The following is a 17908-nucleotide window of genomic DNA, read 5'->3' as shown; positions in this document are numbered from 1 at the left end:
CGCCTCGAACAACGAGCGCGGCGCCGCGAATCCCCTGTCGCACCTCCGAAATTGCCTCGTTGGACTGCCATCGTCAGTTCGAGCGTCAAGGTGTCGCCGTGACTCACGTTGCGCAGACCTTCCCTAGTATTTGGCGGCTGTGCGATGGCGCAGATTTGGCTTCTACGAACCGGTGCGGACTACTGGCCGTTGAGTTCGATCGTGGTCGCCGTAGGGCTTCTCTGCGTCGCGTTGCTCGAACGAGTGCAGCCCTTTCACCGCGATTGGTTGCACGACCACGGTGACACGGTCACTGATCTGTGGCACTCGCTCGTCAACCTCAGCATGCTCCAGCTGACCGCCGCGGTGGCGGCTCCGGCGCTCGATGCGCTGCTGCCGCCCGCGTGGAGGGTGTTCCCGAGTGAAGCCCCGCTCTTGGTGCAGCTCGCGATCGTGGCCCTGGTGCTCGACCTGAGTCTCTACGGCGTTCACCTTGCGAGCCATCGCTCGCGTTGGCTCTGGCGATATCACGCAGTGCATCACAGTGCGGAGCGGCTGTACTGGCTCAACGGCGAACGCCGACACCCGCTGCATGCGGTGATGATGGCCGCGCCCGGGCTGACAGTGCTGCTGGCAAGCGGTGTTGCGCCCGCAGTGCTCGCCGCCTGGCTCGGCATCCTTACCGTGCATCTGGCCTTCCAACATGCGAACTTTGACTACACGTTGGGCCCGCTGCGGGGCTGGATCGGTGGAGCCGAATTGCATCGCTGGCACCACAAGCGCGAGTTCGAGGACGCGCAGGTGAACTTCGGCGAGTTCCTGCTGCTGTGGGACCGGCTATTCGGCACGTTTTATGCCGAGCCGCGGAGGGTTGGTGCCAGCGAAGTCGGCCTGCGGGACCGCGCTTTCCCAACTTCTTATGCCCGGCAGCTGACGTTTCCGTTCGGCGCGGACAGAGCCTGAGCGCGCGCCGTAAACGCCTCGCTTCAGCTGCACGAGCTACCAGATGATGGGTGCTCAGCGCGTGGGTTGCCTGGCTGCGCTTGTGAGGCCCGAACGCTTCACAGTTCCCACGCGAGACGTCCGGAAACGTCATCGCCTCAGAGTGCGCCGGACTTCGCCATCACTCGGGCTTCGGTCATCAGCTAGCACGGCGGCCGGCGGTTGAGCCCGCCGCGACAACGCGCGCGCTCTGACAAAGCCCGTCAAGCGTGCAGAGTGAATTTCGCAGCTACACTGCGCGGCGATGCGCATCTGGGTCCTCGTCTTCTTGCTCGTGCTGCTGCCCCTGCAGTCGGCCTGGGCGAGCGCAGCCTCCTATTGCAGGCACGAGACCGGCGTCGCTGCCAAACACGTCGGACATCACGAGCACCGGCACATCGCGTCGGGCAATACGGACGTCTCGTCCGATCAACGAGCCGGCGGCGGCCTCGACGATGTCGACGGCGACTGTGGCTACTGCCATCTGCACTGCGCCCAGGCGATCGCTAACCCGGCCGTTCTCTCGCTTGAGCGCTCCCGGGAGCCGGTGGTCTCAAGCGTGCTCGCGCGCTACGTCACCCGCGCCCCCGATGGGTTAGAGCGTCCGAATTGGCGGCCGCTCGTCTGCTCGGTCGGTCTTGAGGAGGCGCGTATCCGCTGATCTCCTTGTCGATTGCCGGGTTTCGCTTGTCCGTCAACGAAGGAGATTTCATGGGATTCAAGACGCTGGCCGCGCTGGCCACGTTGTGGGTGTCGAGCGCAATCCAGGCGCAGCCGCTGACGCTGCTCGAGGCCATGCGCCGTGCGGAGACCGCCAGCCCCAACGTGCTGGCGCGCCAGACTCAGCTCGCTGCCGTCGAGGGTTTGCAGCGCCAGGCGGCTCGGCCGCTGTTCGGAAACCCCGAGCTCACGGTCGAAGGCGCTCGTCGCCGCGCCGCCGGCGTGAATGGCAGCGCGACCGAGTACGCGGTGGGGCTCGCTCAGCCTCTGGAGCTGGGTGGCCAACAGGCACGCCGGCGCGAAGCGGCCGGCGCTGCAGTGGAGGCGCTGCGCGCCGAAATCCAGGATGCGCGTCGGCAGGCGCGTGCCGATGCCGCCACGCGCTTCCACGCGATCGTCGCCGCTGAACGACGGGTGCTTCTCGAGCGTCGCTCCACGGAGTTGTTCGACAGCGTTTCCCAAGCGGTTGAACGCCGCCGCGCCGCCGGCGAAGACACCCGTCTCGACGCCAACGTCGCTGTCGTTGAGGCGGAGCGCTCGCGAAACGCGCTCGCGGCCGCCGGCGAGCAGCTGCTCGACGCCCGCAGCGACTTGGCAACGTTGCTGCAGACGAGCCCGGCGCAACTGCCGGAGATCGTCCCGGAGTCGCTGGAGAGCGCCGTCGCCGAAATGGACATCGGCGCGCTCGACCTCTCGGGACTTCTGCAGGCTGTTACCGACCTGCCGCGCCTGCGGGCACTCGCCGCCCGTGAAGCCGCGGCGCGTGCCCGACTCGGGGTGGAGCGGGCCAATCAAATCCCGGGAGTCACGATCGGCGTTTCGACGGGCCGCGAGGGCTTCCGCGACGGCCGCGAGCGCCTGACCACCCTTTCGGTCTCCGTGCCGCTGCCTCTGTGGAATCGCAACGAGGCGGCTATCGGACAGGCGCTCACCGACGTGGCCCAGGCCGAGCTCGAACGCCAGACCGGGATCCGAGCTGCGGAGGCCAACGTGCGTCGCCTGTGGCTGCGCCTGCAGAGCCAGCGCGAGCGCGTGCTGCGGCTTCAGCGCTCGCTCTTGCCGGCGTCGGCGAGCAACCAGCAGCTCGCGGCACGGTCACGACAGGCCGGCCAGATCGGCCTGCTTGACCAGGTCGTCGTCAACCGCCAGGCCCTCGACGCCGAGCGCGAGCTGAACGAAGCACTGAGCGAGGCTGCCGCCACGCGCATCGAACTCGAAAACGCGGCCGGACGGCCAATTCAGGGACTTGCACCATGATGCTGACGAAGAAAACCCTGAGCAGCAGCCTGCTCATCCTCGGGCTCGCCGCTGCGCTGGGTGCTTGCGGCAATGACTCCGGCAAGGGCGGTGCCGAAGCCGGCAAGGCCGGCAGTGCCGCCGGCAGCGAGAAGCATGCAGAAGGGGAAGCGAAGAAGGACGAGCACGCCGAAAGCGGCGCTGAGCTGACGCTGAGCAGCGAGGAAGCGGAGCGCGCCGGCATAAAGGTCGAGGAGGTCAAGGTCGCCGCGCTTGGGGAGTCGCTCAACGTGACGGCGACCATCGCGCCCGACCAGGATCGCCTGGCGCACGTCGCGCCGCGGATCGCGGGCCGCATCACCTCAGCGCCGGCCAAGCTCGGCGACCGAGTTCGCGCGGGGCAGGTACTGGCGACGCTGGATAGCGTCGAGGTCGGGGAGTCGAGTGCGTTGTTGCAGCAGGCACAGGCCGAACTCCGCATTGCCGAGGCTGAGCTCAAGCGCATTGAGCCGCTCGCCGCCGACGAGATCATCCCGAGGAAGGAACTGCTGCGGGCCCAGGCCGAGCGAGACAAAGCGGCTGCCGCCGTACGCGCCGCGAGCGATCGCCTGCGCGTCCTCGGCGGTTCGCCCAGCGCTGCAGGGGCTCGCCCCTCGGGCTTCACGGTCACGGCGCCCTTCGCGGGTACCGTGATCGCGAGCAAGGCGGTCCTCGGGACCCTTGCGGGGCCCGACACGGCGATGTTTGTCGTTGCGGACCTGAGCCGCGTCTGGATCCAGGCGGCACTGCCTGAGGCCGCCGTGGCCAAGGTGACGGTCGGCGCGCGAGCCAAGGTGACGGTGCCCGCCTATCCGGGCCAGACGTTTGACGGCCGTGTCGGCTACATCGGCGCTGGCCTGGACAAGGAGACACGCACTGTCGCGGCTCGGATCGAAGTTCCTAACCCGGACGGCCGTCTCAAGCCCGACATGTTCGCCAGCGCGACGATCGAGGTCGTCGGCGACAAGCGCGACCTGCTTGCCGTGCCCGACGCGGCCATCGTGCTCATGAACAGCCAGCCGACGATCTTCGTATACGAGCAAGGTGCGTATGTGGCGCGCCCCGTTCAGCCCGGCGAGCGTCTGCCAGGGCGCACAGTCATTGCCGCGGGCGTCAAGCCTGGGGAGCAGGTGGTGACGGCGGGCGCCTACTCGCTCAAGGCCCGGCAACAGAAGTCCCAGATCGGCCATGGCCACTGAACCGAAGAGGTGTGAATTTCCATGCTGAACGCGATTGTCGACGCAAGCCTGCGGTACAAGGTGCTAGTTCTGGTGGGGCTTGCCATACTGGTCGGCCTTGGCGTGCTCGCCTTCCGGCAGGTTCCGGTCGACGCCTTTCCAGACGTCACCCCAGCGCAAGTCAACATCTACACCGAGTCGCCTGGCGTGGCGGCCGAGGACATCGAGCGGCTCCTGACCGTACCGATCGAAGGCGCGATGGCGGGCCTTGCCAACGTGCAGGTCGTCCGCTCTGTATCGCTGTTCGGGCTGTCTTATGTGGCGGTCTACTTCGAAGACAGTGTGGATATCTACTTTGCGCGCCGCCTCGTCGGGGAGAAGCTGCAGGAGGTGAAGGGCCGGCTGCCCGCTGGCTACGGCGAGCCCGAGCTCGGACCTAACAGCTCCGGTCTCGGCCAAGTCTTCTGGTACACGATCGAGGACGCCGACAAGAAGCTGTCCGCGATGGAATTGCGGACGCTGCACGACTGGACAGTGCGGCTCATCTTGCGCACCGCTCCCGGGGTCGACGACGTGACAAGCTGGGGCGGCTACGAGAAGCAGTTTCAGGTGCAGATCGACCCTCAGCGGCTCGTCAAGTACGGAATCTCCTTCAAGGACGTGATGGAGCGGCTCGCGGCGAACAACAAGCAGGTCGGCGGCCAGTACCTGAACATCGGAGTCGAGCAGTACCTGGTTCGTGGTCTGGGCCTGGTCAACAGCGGCGCCGACATCGGCGGCATCGTCCTCGCCGAGCGCAGCGGCACGCCGATCTACGTGCGGGACGTGGCGACGGTGAAGGAGGCGCCGGCGGTCCGTTTCGGCGCCGTCACCCGCAACGGCGAGGAAACCGTGCTCGGTATGTCGCTGGCGCGCATCAACGAAAACGCGGCCGCCGTGGTCAAAGGCGTCCAGGCAAAGCTCGCGACCGCACAGGCGGCCCTGCCACCGAACGTCAAGCTGACACCCGTTTACGACCGGACCGAAATTGTCGAGAAGGCGCTCTCGACATCGACGAATGCCTTGATAGAAGGCTCAATTCTCGTTGCCATCATTCTCTTCCTGTTCCTCGGCGAATTGCGTTCCGCGATCGTGGTCATCGTCACCTTGCCACTGGCCATGCTGTTCGCCTTCATCTGCATGCAGCGGTTCGGCATGTCCGCGAACCTGATGTCGCTCGCGGGCCTGGCGATCGGAATCGGGATGATGGTCGACGGCGCCGTTGTCATGGTGGAGAACGCCTTTCGGATGCTCTCGCACGCCAGGGAATCCGGCCAGCCGGTCCACAAGACAGCCGTCGTGCTACATGCGGCCAAGGAGGTGGTCAATCCGGTTGCCTTCGCCATTCTGATCATCATCGTCGTCTTCCTGCCCCTGTTCTCGCTGACGGGCCTCGAGGGCAAGATGTTCAAGCCCATGGCGCTGACGATCACGTTCGCGATGCTGGGATCGCTGCTCCTGTCGATGACTCTGGTCCCGGTGCTCGCCGCACTGATCCTGAAGCCCAAGGAGGAAAGGGACACCTGGCTCGTCCGCCGTGCCAAGGCGCTGTACCTGCCGATCCTCGACTGGGCGCTCGGTCGCAAGAAGCTCGTGATTTCCTCAGCCGTCGTGCTGCTTCTGGGTTCGTTGGCCTTGTTCCCGTTCCTGGGCAAGGAATTCATGCCGCAGCTCACTGAAGGAACCGTCATGTTCCGAGTGTCTGCGATCCCCTCGACTTCACTCGAGGAATCGGTGCGGATCGCCAACGTGATGGACGCCAAGCTGCGCGCGAAATACCCCCAGGTGAACTCGGTCCTTGCGATGATCGGGCGTGCCGAGAAAGGGGAGACCACCGACGTCAGCTACATGGAGTTGCTGCTCGACCTGAAGACACCTGGCGAGTGGCCCACCAAGATGTCCTATGCCGCACTGGCCAAGGACATGCAGGAGATGCTCGAAACGGAGGTGCCCACCGCGCTGTTCACGGCGACGCAGCCGATCCAGAGTCGAGTCGAGGAGTTGATCTCCGGCGTGCGTGCCACGCTGGCGCTCAAGGTCTACGGGCCCGATCTGGATCGGTTGGAAGAACTGTCTGCGCAGCTGAAAAGTGTGATCGGAGGGGTTGCCGGTGTGGCTGACCTTTCCTCCGAGGCCAACAAGGGCAAGCCGCAACTGGTCATCAAGGTCGACCGGGCGGCTGCGGCCCGCTACGGCCTGAATGCGGACGACATCCTCTCGGTCGTGCAAGCAGGCATCGGCGGCGAAACAGTCTCGACTCTGATTGAGGGCACGCGACGCTTTGACATCGCCGTGCGCTTGGCCGAAGAGTTCCGCAACAGCCCGGCGGCGGTGGCCTCGATCCCCATCCGCACCCCGGAGGGGGCATTGGTGCCGTTCTCGCAAGTCGCAAGCATCGAACTCGCCGAGGGTTATACCTTCGTGCGTCGAGAGGCGCTGCAGCGCTACGCGGTGCTCCAAATGGACGTGCAAGGGCGCGACGTCAATAGCTTCGTTCAAGACGCCAACGCCGCCATTGCGAAGGCCGTCAAGCTGCCGGCCGGATACTGGGTCGAGTGGGGCGGCGCCTTCGAGAACCAGCAGAGGGCAATGGAGCGACTTGCGATCATCGTTCCGTTGACGATCGGCCTTATCTTCATCCTTCTGTACACGGCCTTCAACTCGGTGCGGCACGCAACGCTGATCATCGCCAACGTACCGTTCGCAATCATCGGCGGGATCCTTGGTCTGTTCTTTACGGGCCAGTACCTCTCGGTGCCGTCGGCGATCGGCTTCATTGCCGTGTTCGGTGTCGCTATGCTGAACGGCATCGTGCTGGTCACTTTCCTCAATGATCAGCGCAAACACGGGCTATCGATTCGGGATTCGGTGCGCCAAGGCGCAGCTTTGCGGCTCAGGCCGGTGTTGATGACGGCGTCCGTCGCGATCCTCGGTTTGATCCCCATGTTGATCTCGAGCGGAGTGGGCGCCGAGACACAGCGGCCGCTCGCGACCGTCGTGGTCGGCGGCCTCATCACATCCACCCTGCTGACGCTCCTCCTGCTGCCCCTCATCTACGAGTGGTCGGAAACACGAGCCGAGAAGAAGGGGCAAGCGTCGGAGGAGCCAGGCGATTCAGCCGGCCCGTACCTCCAACCCGTGAAGGAGACTTCATGAAGGAAATCAAAGCCTACGTTCACGCCAGCCGGGTAGCCGACGTGATATCCGCCATCAAGGATTGCGCCGCCTGGGGCGCCGATCGCAGGGGACATCGCCACAATCTGGCGGTCTACGTGGTCCGGGGCTCTCTGCTCGCGAGCGACAGCGGCGAGATGCATTACTCGATGGACCTCGGTGACGAGATGATCAACGAGTACAAGATCGAGCTCATTTGCGAAGACGGCGAGGTCGACGACATCGTCCGTGACCTTGTGGCCGCCGGCCGCACCGGCCAGGACGTCGCCGGTTGGGTCACGGTCTCCGACCTCACTACTGCAGTGCCGATCCGTCGAGCCTAGTGCGCGGCAGCGGACGCTGATAGCGCAAGCACCACTGGTGCCGTTGTCCCTCAACCAGACGACGAGGCCGTCGTCCATAACCGGAGATCACCATGATCCGTATTTTTCTCTCAACGCTGCTCGCCGCGGCAATCGCCTCACCCGCTCTCGCGGCCGAGGACCACAAGCCGGCGCACGGTGGGGTCGTCGTGGAGACCAAAGCCGGTGACATGGAGCTGGTCGCGAAGCCCGACCGCATGGTCCTGCACCTCAGCGACCACGGCAAGCCGATGAAGCTCACCAGTGGCACCGGGAAGATCACCGTCTTCAACGGCAACGAAAAAGCCGAGGCGCCGCTGATGCTGGTGGGGGACACGCTCGAAGCCAAGGGATCCTTCAAGGTGCCGGCAGGAACCAAGGTCTTGGCCGACGTGTCGCTGAACGGCAAGCCGGCCGTCGCGGCGCGCTTTACTTTGAAATAGCCCAAGTTGCCTTGACCCGTCGTCGGCCGGGCGGGTTCTCGGGACCGGCTTGCAGCCTTGGGCAAGGGGCTGTCGAGCCTCTGGGCTTGGTTGATCGCACAAGCCAACACGGTGGCCTTCACGCACTTCGCCCCGAAACCGGCGCGCTCCGGGTGCTGAAGCAGATCGCGATGGGGCTGCTGGAAGTAGTGAACGGCCGTTCCCGCGAAAGGCCCCCGAACTCGGTGCAACCGGTTATCGTCGATCTCGCGGGCTGTCAGCGTTGCTGGCGTTTCGCGACGGGAGAGATCTACCATCCACGCCGGGCCCCTTCACAGGCCCGGCAACACGGAGAAACAGCATGGCTACTGCCGAAACCGAAAGCGACTTCACGGAGTGCATCGAGGCGTGCGAAGAGGCACTGCACTCCTGTCAGGAATGCGCTGCGCACGACATTCGCGAGGGCGGACACGACGATATGGGTGCGTGTGCGTTGCTGAATCTGGACTGCGCGGACATCTGTGCCGCCACGCTTCAGGCGCTGGCGCGACGCTCGCCGCATCATGGGGACTTCTGCGCGTTGTGCGCGCATCTCTGTCGGGCGTGCGCTTCCGAGTGCGGCAAGCACGCCGACACGCACGAGCATTGCGCGCGCTGTCAGCAAGCGTGCGAAGCCTGCGCGGCGGCCTGTCAAAAGCACGCCTCGGAACGGCACCCGAGCTGACTTAGCGCCGCGCGAAAATCGACCGATCGCGTCAGCGTGACTTACGCGCAATGCGTTGCAAAGCACCCCGGCGGCACATGGTTGCCGCCGGCAGCCGCCCGGCAAGCCCCTTGCCGAAGAGTGTGTTCCGGCGTGGTCCGCTGGTCTCGCAGACCGCCTTCGCGCTCGGCGTCTCGCTATGGCTGCTGGCGGTTGACAACGCCGTGTTCTGGCGCGGCGCCTGGGCTGGGCTGCAGTCGGGGCCGCTGCGCAGCGCGGCGGCCGTCATGGCTCTGGCCATTGCAGGGTGGCTGTTCTTCGGCCTCTTGCTGCGCCTGCTCTTCTGGCGCTGGACAGCTCGACCGCTGGCCACCGCGGTGCTGCTGTCGGCGGCGCTCGCGGCCTACTTCATCGATGCGTTCGGTGTCGTCATCGACCGCGGAGCAATCCGCAACGTCCTGCAGACGGATTGGCAGGAGACCGCGGATCTGTTGTCGCTGAGGCTCCTCCGGGACTTGTCGTGGCGTGGCCTGCCGCCGGTGGCGCTGGTCTGGTGGGTGCGCATCGAGCGGCCGGGCTGGCGCCAAAGTGGGATCGGGCTGGCACGCCATGCGCTTGTGACGGCGCTGCTGGTGCCGGCCGCGCTGGGTGTCTTCTTCGCCGACTACGCATCCCTGGCGCGCAACCACCGGGAACTGCGCCATGTGCTGACGCCGACCAACATCGTCAACGGCGTAGCGGGAGTCTGGAAGGAACGCCAGGCAACGCCGCGTGCCCTGGCCAAGGTCGCCGAGGATGCATCGCGGCCCGCCTCGGCCATAGGAGCGCGCAAGCCCCTGATGGTGGTCCTGGTTGTCGGCGAGACGGCGCGCGCGGCGAGCTTCTCGCTCGGTGGCTACGACCGCCCGACCAATGCAGCGCTGGCAGGCAAGAAGGTGGTGTATTTCGCGAACACCACGGCCTGCGGCACGGACACCGCCAGTTCGCTGCCCTGCCTCTTCTCCGACCTCGGTGCGACGCGCTTCACCGTCGCGGGCGCATTCGGCCGTCAGAACGTGCTGGATGTCCTGGCGCGCACCGGCGTCGCGGTGCGCTGGCTCGAGAACAACTCGGGCTGCAAGGGCGTGTGTGACGCGGTCGAGACGCGCATCCTCAGCACGGCCGCGGACGCGGGCGTGTGCAGTGCGGAGGAGTGTCTCGACTCCGTGCTGGTCGATGGCTTGCGCCAAGCGCTGGCCGACAACACCCCGGAACGCCTGCTGGTGCTGCACATGAAAGGGAGCCACGGGCCAGCCTACTACAAGCGCGTGCCAGCCACCGCCCGCCGCTACACACCGACCTGCGACACCAACCAGATCCAGGGCTGCGACATGCAGGCGCTGCGCAACACGTACGACAACACGATCGTGTACACCAGCGAGGTGCTGGCGCAGATGATCGACGAGTTGGCAGCGCGTTCCGCCAGCACGGACAGCGTCTTCATCTACGTGTCGGACCACGGCGAGTCGCTCGGCGAGAGCGGCCTGTTCCTGCATGGCATGCCCAGATGGATGGCACCGCGGGAGCAGACGCAGATCCCGATGCTCGTTTGGCTCTCGGATGGTGCGGCGGCGCGCTTGCGAGTATCGCGGACGGCCTTGCAGGCAACCGCAGGCACGCCCTCTTCGCACGACAACATCTTCCACACGCTGTTGGGGCTCTACGAAGTCAGGACCACGGCCTACAAGGCTGAACTCGACCTGCTCGACCACGCCCGCACTGCACGCCGTGGCATGCCGCTGGCTGCGTCCCGGTGAGGCTCGGATGGCTGAGTCCTCCACCCGCACCTGGAACTGCAAGACAGCCCCACGCCGAGCGCCGGACCTGCGTCTGCCGCCGGTGGCCACGCTATCTCGGGCGCTGCGGCTGCTGCGCATCGCGCTGGCTGTTGCCGGCCTCGGCTGGGCGACCCTCGTGATGCCAGCGGAGCGCACGCTGTACAAGTCGGTACTGCCGAACGGCCGCGTCGTATATGGCGATGCACCAGATCCGAAGGCGCGTCGCAACGAGAAGATCACGGTGGAGAACCATCCGGCCGATCCAGTGCAGTCCGAAGCCGGCTTGCGCGCGCTGGCGATGACGCGCCTGCAGTTGCTGCGCGATGCCGAGGCGCGGGCCTTGCGGCTGCGCCAGCTGGACCGGCAGATCGTCGCCGAGTACGCGCAACTGCAGGCGGTCGAGGCCGATCGCGAACGGGGCAGCGCTGTACAGGAAGGCGACCGCCAGGGGCGCCGCCTCGTGGCCAACTATTGGCAGCGACGGCGCGGCATCGAGGCGGCGGCGCTGCAAGCGCGGCGCCGCCTCGATGCCCTGCTGCGCGAACGCAGCGCGCTGTTGTGACGCCCGACGCCTGCCGGCCGGCCAGCGCGCTTCGTTCAAGTCGTCGTCACAGCCGGCCGCGGGCCCGGTACAACTTTGGCAGCACCCACCACAGCCCCACGATAGACCCGGCAATTCCCCCGGCCGCGACGCTGCCCATCCGGTGGCCGAACACCGCCGAAAGCACCAGTTGCGTCACCAGTACCAGCGCCGTCGCCATCGCCAGCGCGACCGAGCCGAGGACGATCTGGCGCGTTGCCAGCCGCGTGAAGTGGGCGCGATTGGTCAACGGCCTTATCACCCGGTGCTGCACGGCCGGTGCGCTCAACATCACCAGACTGGCCAACGCCAGCACGAATGTCGCGATGAACACGCCTTTCTCGGTAGCCACGATGGCTGCAAAGCCGCTGTTGACGGGTATGGTGATCAGGAACGCCGACAGCAGCTGCGCGCTCGGCAGCAGCACGCGCAGTTCGCCGAGCATGTCGGTGAGATCGCCATCGTCGTCGCTGGCCGGTGCCGGGCTGCTCGACGCGCTGCCGTGCGGGAAAGTTCGGTCGTCGCTCGCCATGTCGTCTCCTGCCAGTCTCGCTGCCTGCTGGCTGCACGCCTTTGTACCGCGCTTCAAGCTGGCGCGAGCCACGTGCGGGACGACGGAACGCCGCTTGCCCTTTCCGGCTGAACAGGCGCACAGCGAACTTGCTCTGCCGGCGCGCGCTCTCGAACCAACGACAACAACTTGAAGAGGCTTGAAGATGAGGCGGTTCTTGACGTTCCTGGCCGTTGCGGTGATCGCCATCATTCCTGCGCTGGTGCTGCGCCTGATGGGCTGGCGGCCGGGGCCGGTCATCGACACGGTGGTATTCGGCATTGCCGTGCTGGCAGCGGGCTTCATGCTGTCCTGGGGCGCCGAGGCGGCCGAGAAGCGCATCTCGCAGGGCCTGATCCTGGCACTGGTGGCGCTGGTGACGGTGCTTCCGGAATACGCCGTCGACATGTACTACGCCTACCAGGCCGGCAAGGCTCCGGACTCCAACTACGTTCACTACGCTGCCGCCAACATGACCGGCGCCAATCGATTGCTGGTCGGCCTGGCCTGGCCGCTGATGGGCATCCTGCACTGGCTGCGCACGCGACAGCGCAGCATCCAAATGGCCAGCGTGAACGTGGTCGAGATCGGCTTCCTGCTGGTGGCCAGCCTGTACGCGTTCGTCATCGTGCTGAAGAACCGCATCGACGTGTTCGACAGCGCGGTCCTGGTACTGCTTTTTGGTGCCTATCTGTGGATGACCGGCCGCATGCCGAAGGCGGATGAGGCGCTCACCCAGGACGACGAGCCGGGGCCTGCGGCAGCGCTGTCGTCACTGTCGCCTGCGCGTCAGTGGGTCTGGATGGCTGGCCTCACGTTCGTGGCCGCGGCGGTGATTCTGGCGTCGGCAGAGCCCTTCGCCGAGTCGATCGTGGCTTCGGGCCGCGTGCTCGGCATCGATGAGTTCCTGCTGATTCAGTGGCTGGCGCCGTTGGCCAGCGAATCGCCCGCCGTCGTGATCGCGGTGCTGTTCGTGCTGTCGGGCCGGGCCGAAGGTGGGCTCACGACGATGATCAGCGACAAGATCAACCAGTGGACGCTGCTGGTCGGCATGCTGCCGCTGGCAATGAGCGTCGGGTTCGGCGGCCTCACGGCATTACCGCTCGACGCGCGCCAGCACGAGGAGTTCTTTCTGACCGCGGCGCAGTCGCTGTTCGGCGTCGCTTTGCTGCTGCGGCTGCGCTTCAGCCTGCTGTCGGCGCTCGCGCTGGCACTGCTGTTCGCGGTACAGCTCGTGATTGCGTTCATCTTCCGTACTGAGCCTTCACGGGCGATCGCCTCGCTCACGATTCTGGCCTGGGTCTACCTCGTACTGGCGGCGCTCGTCTTCGTTCCCGGCGCGCCTGGTGCGTGGCGGGCTGTGGTGGGCCTGCGGGCCAAGGCGGCGAAGAGCAGGCTGGACGCTGCAGCCAAGCCAGGGTCCGGCGCTGCCGAGGCGGCGCGGGAAACCTGATGCGACTGGCAAGATCGCGAAAGAGAGTGACCATGAGCGACCCGACGACCCGGCTACGGCTCGACCTTCCGTTGCTGCTGCCCGAAGTAGACGACGCCGACGACCGCTGCGTCGGCCGGCTGATCACCGGGCTCTCGGGACGGCCCGGCATCAGCGACGCGCACGTCCTGCGCGGCGACGCCGCCCCGCAGCTTTGCATCCACTACGATCCGGCGCAGATCAGCATCGGCCGCGTACGCGAACTGGTCCAGTCGGCCGGCGCGCAGGTTACCGAGCGCTTCGGGCACCTGGTGTTGCGAGCCGACGGGGCATTACATGCCCGGGCGGCACGCCGTGTCGCCACCACGTTGCGCAGCATGCCTGGCGTGCTGGAAGCCGACGTCGCTGCCTCCGGCGCGGTTCGGATCGAATTCGACCGCCAGCTGGTGTCGACGCAGGCGCTGCTCGAACGCCTCGGCGCGCTTGGCCTGCGCGCGGCTGCCGAGAGCCCGGCAGGTGCAGCGAACACGCACGAGCTCACCGGCAATGACCAGCGCGAGGCTGGCGCGGACCACGCGGGCCATGGTCACGCCGACGGGGGCCACGATCGGAAGCGCCATGGTCACGCGGAAGCAGGCGACCACGCCGGCCATGACCACGCGAAAGCAGGCGACCACGCCGGCCACGACCATGCCGGCGGACCCTTCGGTGAGAAAAGCGAACTCGTCTTCGCCGGCACCGCCGGTGCGCTGCTGGTGGTGGGCTGGCTGTGCGAACGCGCCGCCGCCGGGGCGGCCTGGCTGCCCATGTCGCTGTACGTTGCGGCCTATTTCTTCGGGGGCTACTACACGGTCCGGGAAGCAATCGACAACCTGCGCGCAAGGCGCTTCGAGATCGACACGCTGATGCTGGTCGCGGCCGTCGGCGCTGCCGCGCTCGGCAAGTGGGCCGAAGGCGCGCTGCTGCTCTTCCTGTTCAGTCTCGGGCATTCGCTCGAGCACTACGCGATGGGCCGTGCCCGCAAGGCGATCGAGGCGTTGGCCAAGCTGGCGCCCGAGACCGCCGTCGTGCGCCGGAGCGGCGCTACCGAGGAGGTGGCTGTCAGCGCGTTACAGGTGACCGACGTGGTGATCGTGCGGCCCAACGAAAGACTTCCTGCCGACGGTGTGGTCGTGGTCGGCAACACCAGCGTCAACCAGGCGCCAGTGACGGGCGAGAGCGTTCCCGTCGACAAGCGTCCTGTCGCCGACCCACAGGATGCGCTGGCTGCGTTCGACCGTGTCAGCGCCGAGCATCGGGTCTTCGCAGGCACGATCAACGGCTCGGGAGCGATCGAGGTGATGGTCGCCCGCCGTGCCGAGCAGTCGACAATGGCGCGCGTGGTCAAGATGGTCACGGAGGCCGAGGCGCAGCGCTCGCCGACACAGCAGTTCACCGAGCGCTTCGAGCGCATCTTCGTGCCGGCCGTGCTGGCGCTAGTGGTGCTGCTGATGTTCGCCGGCCTCGTGATCGACGAGCCGTTCTCGGCCAGCTTCTACCGGGCCATGGCGGTGCTGGTGGCGGCCAGCCCCTGCGCGCTAGCGATTTCGGTGCCCAGCGCAGTGCTCAGCGGCGTGGCCCGCGCCGGCCGTGGCGGCGTATTGGTCAAGGGCGGCGGACCGCTGGAGAATCTGGGCACGCTCACGTCCATCGCCTTCGACAAGACCGGCACGCTGACCGAAGGCAAGCCTCGACTGACGGATGCAGTGCCGATGCCTGGGGTCAGCGAGGACGAGTTGCTGGCCCTGTCCCAGGCGGTCGAGCAGCATAGCGACCATCCGCTGGCCTCGGCCGTCGTTGCTGGTGCTACTGAGCGGTTGGGCGGCCGCGTCGCGCTGCCTGAGGTCTCAGACGTCAAGAGCATCACCGGCAGGGGCGTGCAGGCGCAGGTCGGCGGACAAACGGTGATCATCGGCAAACCCGTGTTGTTCTCAGAGTTGCCGGGCTCGACCTTGCCGGTTGAGGTGGCGGCGGTCAACGACGAGTTGGTGGCAGCAGGCCGCACGACGATGGTCGTACGACATGGACAGCGTTTCCTGGGTGTTATCGCCGTGATGGACACGCCGCGTCCGGTCGCCGCGCGAGTGATGGCCGAACTGCGCGAGCTCGGCATCGAACGGCTGATCATGATCTCGGGCGACAACCAGCAGGTGGCTGAAGCTGTGGCCAAGAGCGTCGGCCTGACCGAGGCCCGCGGCGACTTGATGCCCGAGCAGAAAGTGGATGCCATCAAGGTGCTGCGCGACAAGCATGGCAAGGTGGCGATGGTCGGCGATGGCGTCAACGACGCGCCGGCAATGGCCAATTCAACTGTCGGCATCGCAATGGGTGCGGCTGGCTCTGACGTTGCATTGGAAACCGCCGACGTAGCGCTTATGGCTGACGACTTGGCGCAGCTTCCCTTTGCTGTCGGGCTGTCGCGCAGCACCAGCCGCATCATCAAGCAGAATCTCTACGTCAGCCTCGGCGTGGTCGCGGTGCTGATCCCGGCCACGATCTTCGGCCTGAACATCGGTGCCGCGGTGCTGTTTCACGAAGGATCGACGCTGATCGTCGTGGTCAACGCGCTGCGGCTATTGGCCTACAAGGCAAGCGAGCGAGCCGCGATTGGTGCGGCAGTGCCAAGCTCGGCTGCCGCCTGACGCAGTCTCCTGACCTAGACCGCGAACATCAGTCTCGCACGATGGAGCCTGCTTGACCGGGTGGAGCCGTACCGACCGCCGCACGGTGAAGGCGATCATGAACAGCGCGGCAAGCATCATGCTTGGAGTCGCGGCTCGCATGAGGAAGGCATCCTGAAGCGGCTGTTCGGTCGAGAAGACGTCGCTCGTTTCTTGTGAGAATGGGCCAGAATTCAATAACGTCGCAGCCCGCCGTCAAGGGGCATCTGTACGCGGCCCTCACGATAAGGCTTGCGCCGAGCCGTCACGGGTTTTCGCGTTCTCGCCTAGCCGCGTGCCTGCTTTCATTGGTCGTTGTGCTATGCGGCTGTGCGAGCTTGCCGCCGCTGGTGCGCCCGGCCGTGACGTTTGCCTTGCCGGCAGCGCACGACACAGCGCTAGCCATGGCTGTCGCCGCGGACCAGCCAACTCACGAGAAATTGCTCAGCGGTTTCCGTCTGCTGCCTTCGGGCCCGGCTGCGCTCACTGCGCGACTTGAACTGGTACGTCGCGCGGAACGTTCGCTTGACCTTCAGTACTTCATGTTTCGGGGCGACCAGACCGGGCTCGAACTCCTGCGCCTGCTCCGAGACGCAGCCGCGCGCGGCGTGCGTGTTCGATTGCTGATAGACGACCTGTACGCGCCCAGTGACGAACTCTTGTTGTCGTTTTCAGCTCACGACAACGTGGAGGTTCGACTGTTCAACCCCTTTGCGCTTCGCAATGCTGGACTGGGGGTCCGCTTCGCAACTTCGCTGCTGTACTTTGAGCAGTTGAACCACCGGATGCACAACAAACTCTTCCTGGCTGATGGGGTGATTGCCATCACGGGAGGCCGCAACATTGCGGACGAATATTTTTCGCGAAGCCAGAGCGCCAACTTCGTCGATCTGGATGTGCTCGCTGCCGGACCTATCGTTGCCTCCATGTCCGGCAGCTTCGACGCCTACTGGAACAGCGAATTAGCATACCCGTTGAGCTCGGTGGCTGCTAAGCCAGCGCAGTCAGCCGAGGCGCTTAGACGGCGCTTTGACATGTTGGCTGGCGCTGCCGTGGCCCCGGAGCGGGCACTCCCTGAGGAAACCGACGTGCTGGGCCGATCGTCACTAGAACCCGAGTTGAGGCAAGGTCGTCTTCGGCTGCTTTGGAGTGCAGGGGAGAGCTTCGCTGATTCGCCTCAAAAGGGCATCCGCGTCAGGGATCGGCAAGAGGGGCAGTCGTACGGGCAGAGTGCGGTACGGCTCAATGCCGTTGCACTAATGCGGGCCGCCAAGTCCGAGATAATCCTGACGTCACCGTATCTCGTCCCGGGCCTCGCGGGCGTCGGGTTCGTGAAGGACTTAACGCGCCGCGGAGTAACTGTACGCATCCTTACCAATTCGCTCGCTTCCACGGACCAGCCGCTGGTCCATGGCGCCTACGGTCGCTATCGGGTCGCTCTATTGCAGGCTGGCGCTGACCTGTACGAACTGTCACCGAAGTGGATCGGAAGAGAGAATCAGCGCAGGATCTTCGGCTCATCCGCCGGCGGGCTGCACACGAAGTCGCTGGTAATTGATAAAGAGACGGTGGTAGTTGGATCCATGAACTTCGACCCTCGTTCCAACCACTTCAATACTGAGAGTTCGATCGTCATTCGAAGCCCTGAATTGGGTTTGGAGGCCGCGCAACTGGCAAGGATATCGAGCCTGGAAGGCGCGCATCGGCTGCATTTGACGGAAGACAATCGTTTGAACTGGGCAGAGCCGGTCGCAACTGAGGGCTTGCCGCACACCAGCGAACCGGAAGCATCACTATGGCTGCGGATTTGGCTTCGCATACTTGCGGTGCTTGCACCGGAAAGCTTGCTGTAGGGTAGCGGCGGGGCGTGATCTCGTCACGGCGGAGGGCACTAAGGAAGGTCTGCGCAACGTGAGTCACGGCGACACCTTGACGCTCGAACTGACGATGGCAGTCCAACGAGGCAATTTCGGAGGTGCGACAGGGGATTCGCGGCGCCGCGCTCGTTGTTCGAGGCG

The 17908-nt window shown here is 65.8% G+C and carries 14 protein-coding genes; 13 read left to right on the top strand and 1 reads right to left on the bottom strand.

Translation table 11 applies throughout. The features are described from left to right. Positions 1-144: 144 nt before the first annotated feature. The 10 genes from HQN59_RS25375 (at position 145) to HQN59_RS25330 (ending at position 11191) form a co-directional block, all read left to right on the top strand. Positions 145-942 (top strand): sterol desaturase family protein, encoded by a 798-nt coding sequence (locus HQN59_RS25375; RefSeq protein ID WP_176071937.1) that lies wholly within the window; start codon positions 145-147, stop codon positions 940-942. A 283-nt stretch (positions 943-1225) separates the two neighbouring features. Then, the gene (locus HQN59_RS25370; RefSeq protein ID WP_176071936.1) at positions 1226-1621 is read left to right on the top strand and encodes a DUF2946 family protein; all 396 of its coding nucleotides are present in this window, start codon (positions 1226-1228) and stop codon (positions 1619-1621) included. Between the two features lie 50 nt (positions 1622-1671). Beyond that, positions 1672-2937, top strand: coding sequence for a TolC family protein (locus HQN59_RS25365; RefSeq protein ID WP_176071935.1), 1266 nt, complete (start codon positions 1672-1674; stop codon positions 2935-2937). Next, positions 2934-4154, top strand: coding sequence for an efflux RND transporter periplasmic adaptor subunit (locus tag HQN59_RS25360; RefSeq protein ID WP_176071934.1), 1221 nt, complete (start codon positions 2934-2936; stop codon positions 4152-4154). Before HQN59_RS25365 ends, HQN59_RS25360 begins: the two co-directional genes overlap by 4 nt. A gap of 21 nt (positions 4155-4175) precedes the next feature. Beyond that, a complete protein-coding gene (locus HQN59_RS25355; protein ID WP_176071933.1) occupies positions 4176-7328 on the top strand; it encodes an efflux RND transporter permease subunit in 3153 nt (1050 codons plus the stop codon). After that, positions 7325-7669 carry a P-II family nitrogen regulator gene (locus HQN59_RS25350; protein ID WP_176071932.1) on the top strand — a complete coding sequence of 115 codons (345 nt, stop codon included), beginning with the start codon at positions 7325-7327 and terminating at the stop codon, positions 7667-7669. The genes HQN59_RS25355 and HQN59_RS25350 overlap by 4 nt, the downstream gene beginning before the upstream one ends. A 92-nt stretch (positions 7670-7761) precedes the next feature. Next, positions 7762-8130, top strand: a complete 369-nt coding sequence (locus HQN59_RS25345; protein ID WP_176071931.1) for a hypothetical protein — start codon at positions 7762-7764, stop codon at positions 8128-8130. 340 nt (positions 8131-8470) lie between these two features. Beyond that, positions 8471-8833 (top strand): four-helix bundle copper-binding protein, encoded by a 363-nt coding sequence (locus tag HQN59_RS25340; RefSeq protein ID WP_176071930.1) that lies wholly within the window; start codon positions 8471-8473, stop codon positions 8831-8833. Between the two features lie 77 nt (positions 8834-8910). Then, positions 8911-10608 carry a phosphoethanolamine transferase gene (locus HQN59_RS25335; protein WP_176071929.1) on the top strand — a complete coding sequence of 566 codons (1698 nt, stop codon included), beginning with the start codon at positions 8911-8913 and terminating at the stop codon, positions 10606-10608. Positions 10609-10615: 7 nt separating this feature from the next. Beyond that, the gene (locus tag HQN59_RS25330) at positions 10616-11191 is read left to right on the top strand and encodes a DUF4124 domain-containing protein (RefSeq protein WP_176071928.1); all 576 of its coding nucleotides are present in this window, start codon (positions 10616-10618) and stop codon (positions 11189-11191) included. A 46-nt stretch (positions 11192-11237) separates the two neighbouring features. Here the strand turns inward: HQN59_RS25330 and HQN59_RS25325 are convergent, their stop codons facing one another. Further along, entirely contained in the window at positions 11238-11741 is a 504-nt protein-coding gene (locus HQN59_RS25325) for a DUF6328 family protein (protein WP_176071927.1), read from the bottom strand. 196 nt (positions 11742-11937) lie between these two features. Between HQN59_RS25325 and HQN59_RS25320 the strand changes: the two genes are divergently transcribed. The 3 genes from HQN59_RS25320 (at position 11938) to HQN59_RS25310 (ending at position 17743) form a co-directional block, all read left to right on the top strand. Then, complete coding sequence (locus tag HQN59_RS25320) at positions 11938-13212, top strand: sodium:proton exchanger (protein ID WP_246295175.1); 1275 nt, start codon at positions 11938-11940, stop codon at positions 13210-13212. A 32-nt stretch (positions 13213-13244) separates the two neighbouring features. After that, positions 13245-15872 carry a heavy metal translocating P-type ATPase gene (locus HQN59_RS25315; RefSeq protein WP_176071925.1) on the top strand — a complete coding sequence of 876 codons (2628 nt, stop codon included), beginning with the start codon at positions 13245-13247 and terminating at the stop codon, positions 15870-15872. 422 nt (positions 15873-16294) lie between these two features. Next, positions 16295-17743: a phospholipase D family protein gene (locus HQN59_RS25310; protein ID WP_176071924.1), complete on the top strand. Its 1449-nt coding sequence runs from the start codon at positions 16295-16297 to the stop codon at positions 17741-17743. Positions 17744-17908 lie beyond the last annotated feature (165 nt).

Source organism: Rhizobacter koreensis (assembly GCF_013366375.1).
In the GTDB taxonomy this organism is placed as follows: domain Bacteria; phylum Pseudomonadota; class Gammaproteobacteria; order Burkholderiales; family Burkholderiaceae_C; genus Schlegelella_A; species Schlegelella_A koreensis.
The sequence above is the reverse complement of the archived record's forward strand: the minus strand, read 5'-3'. Positions and strand labels throughout refer to the sequence as shown.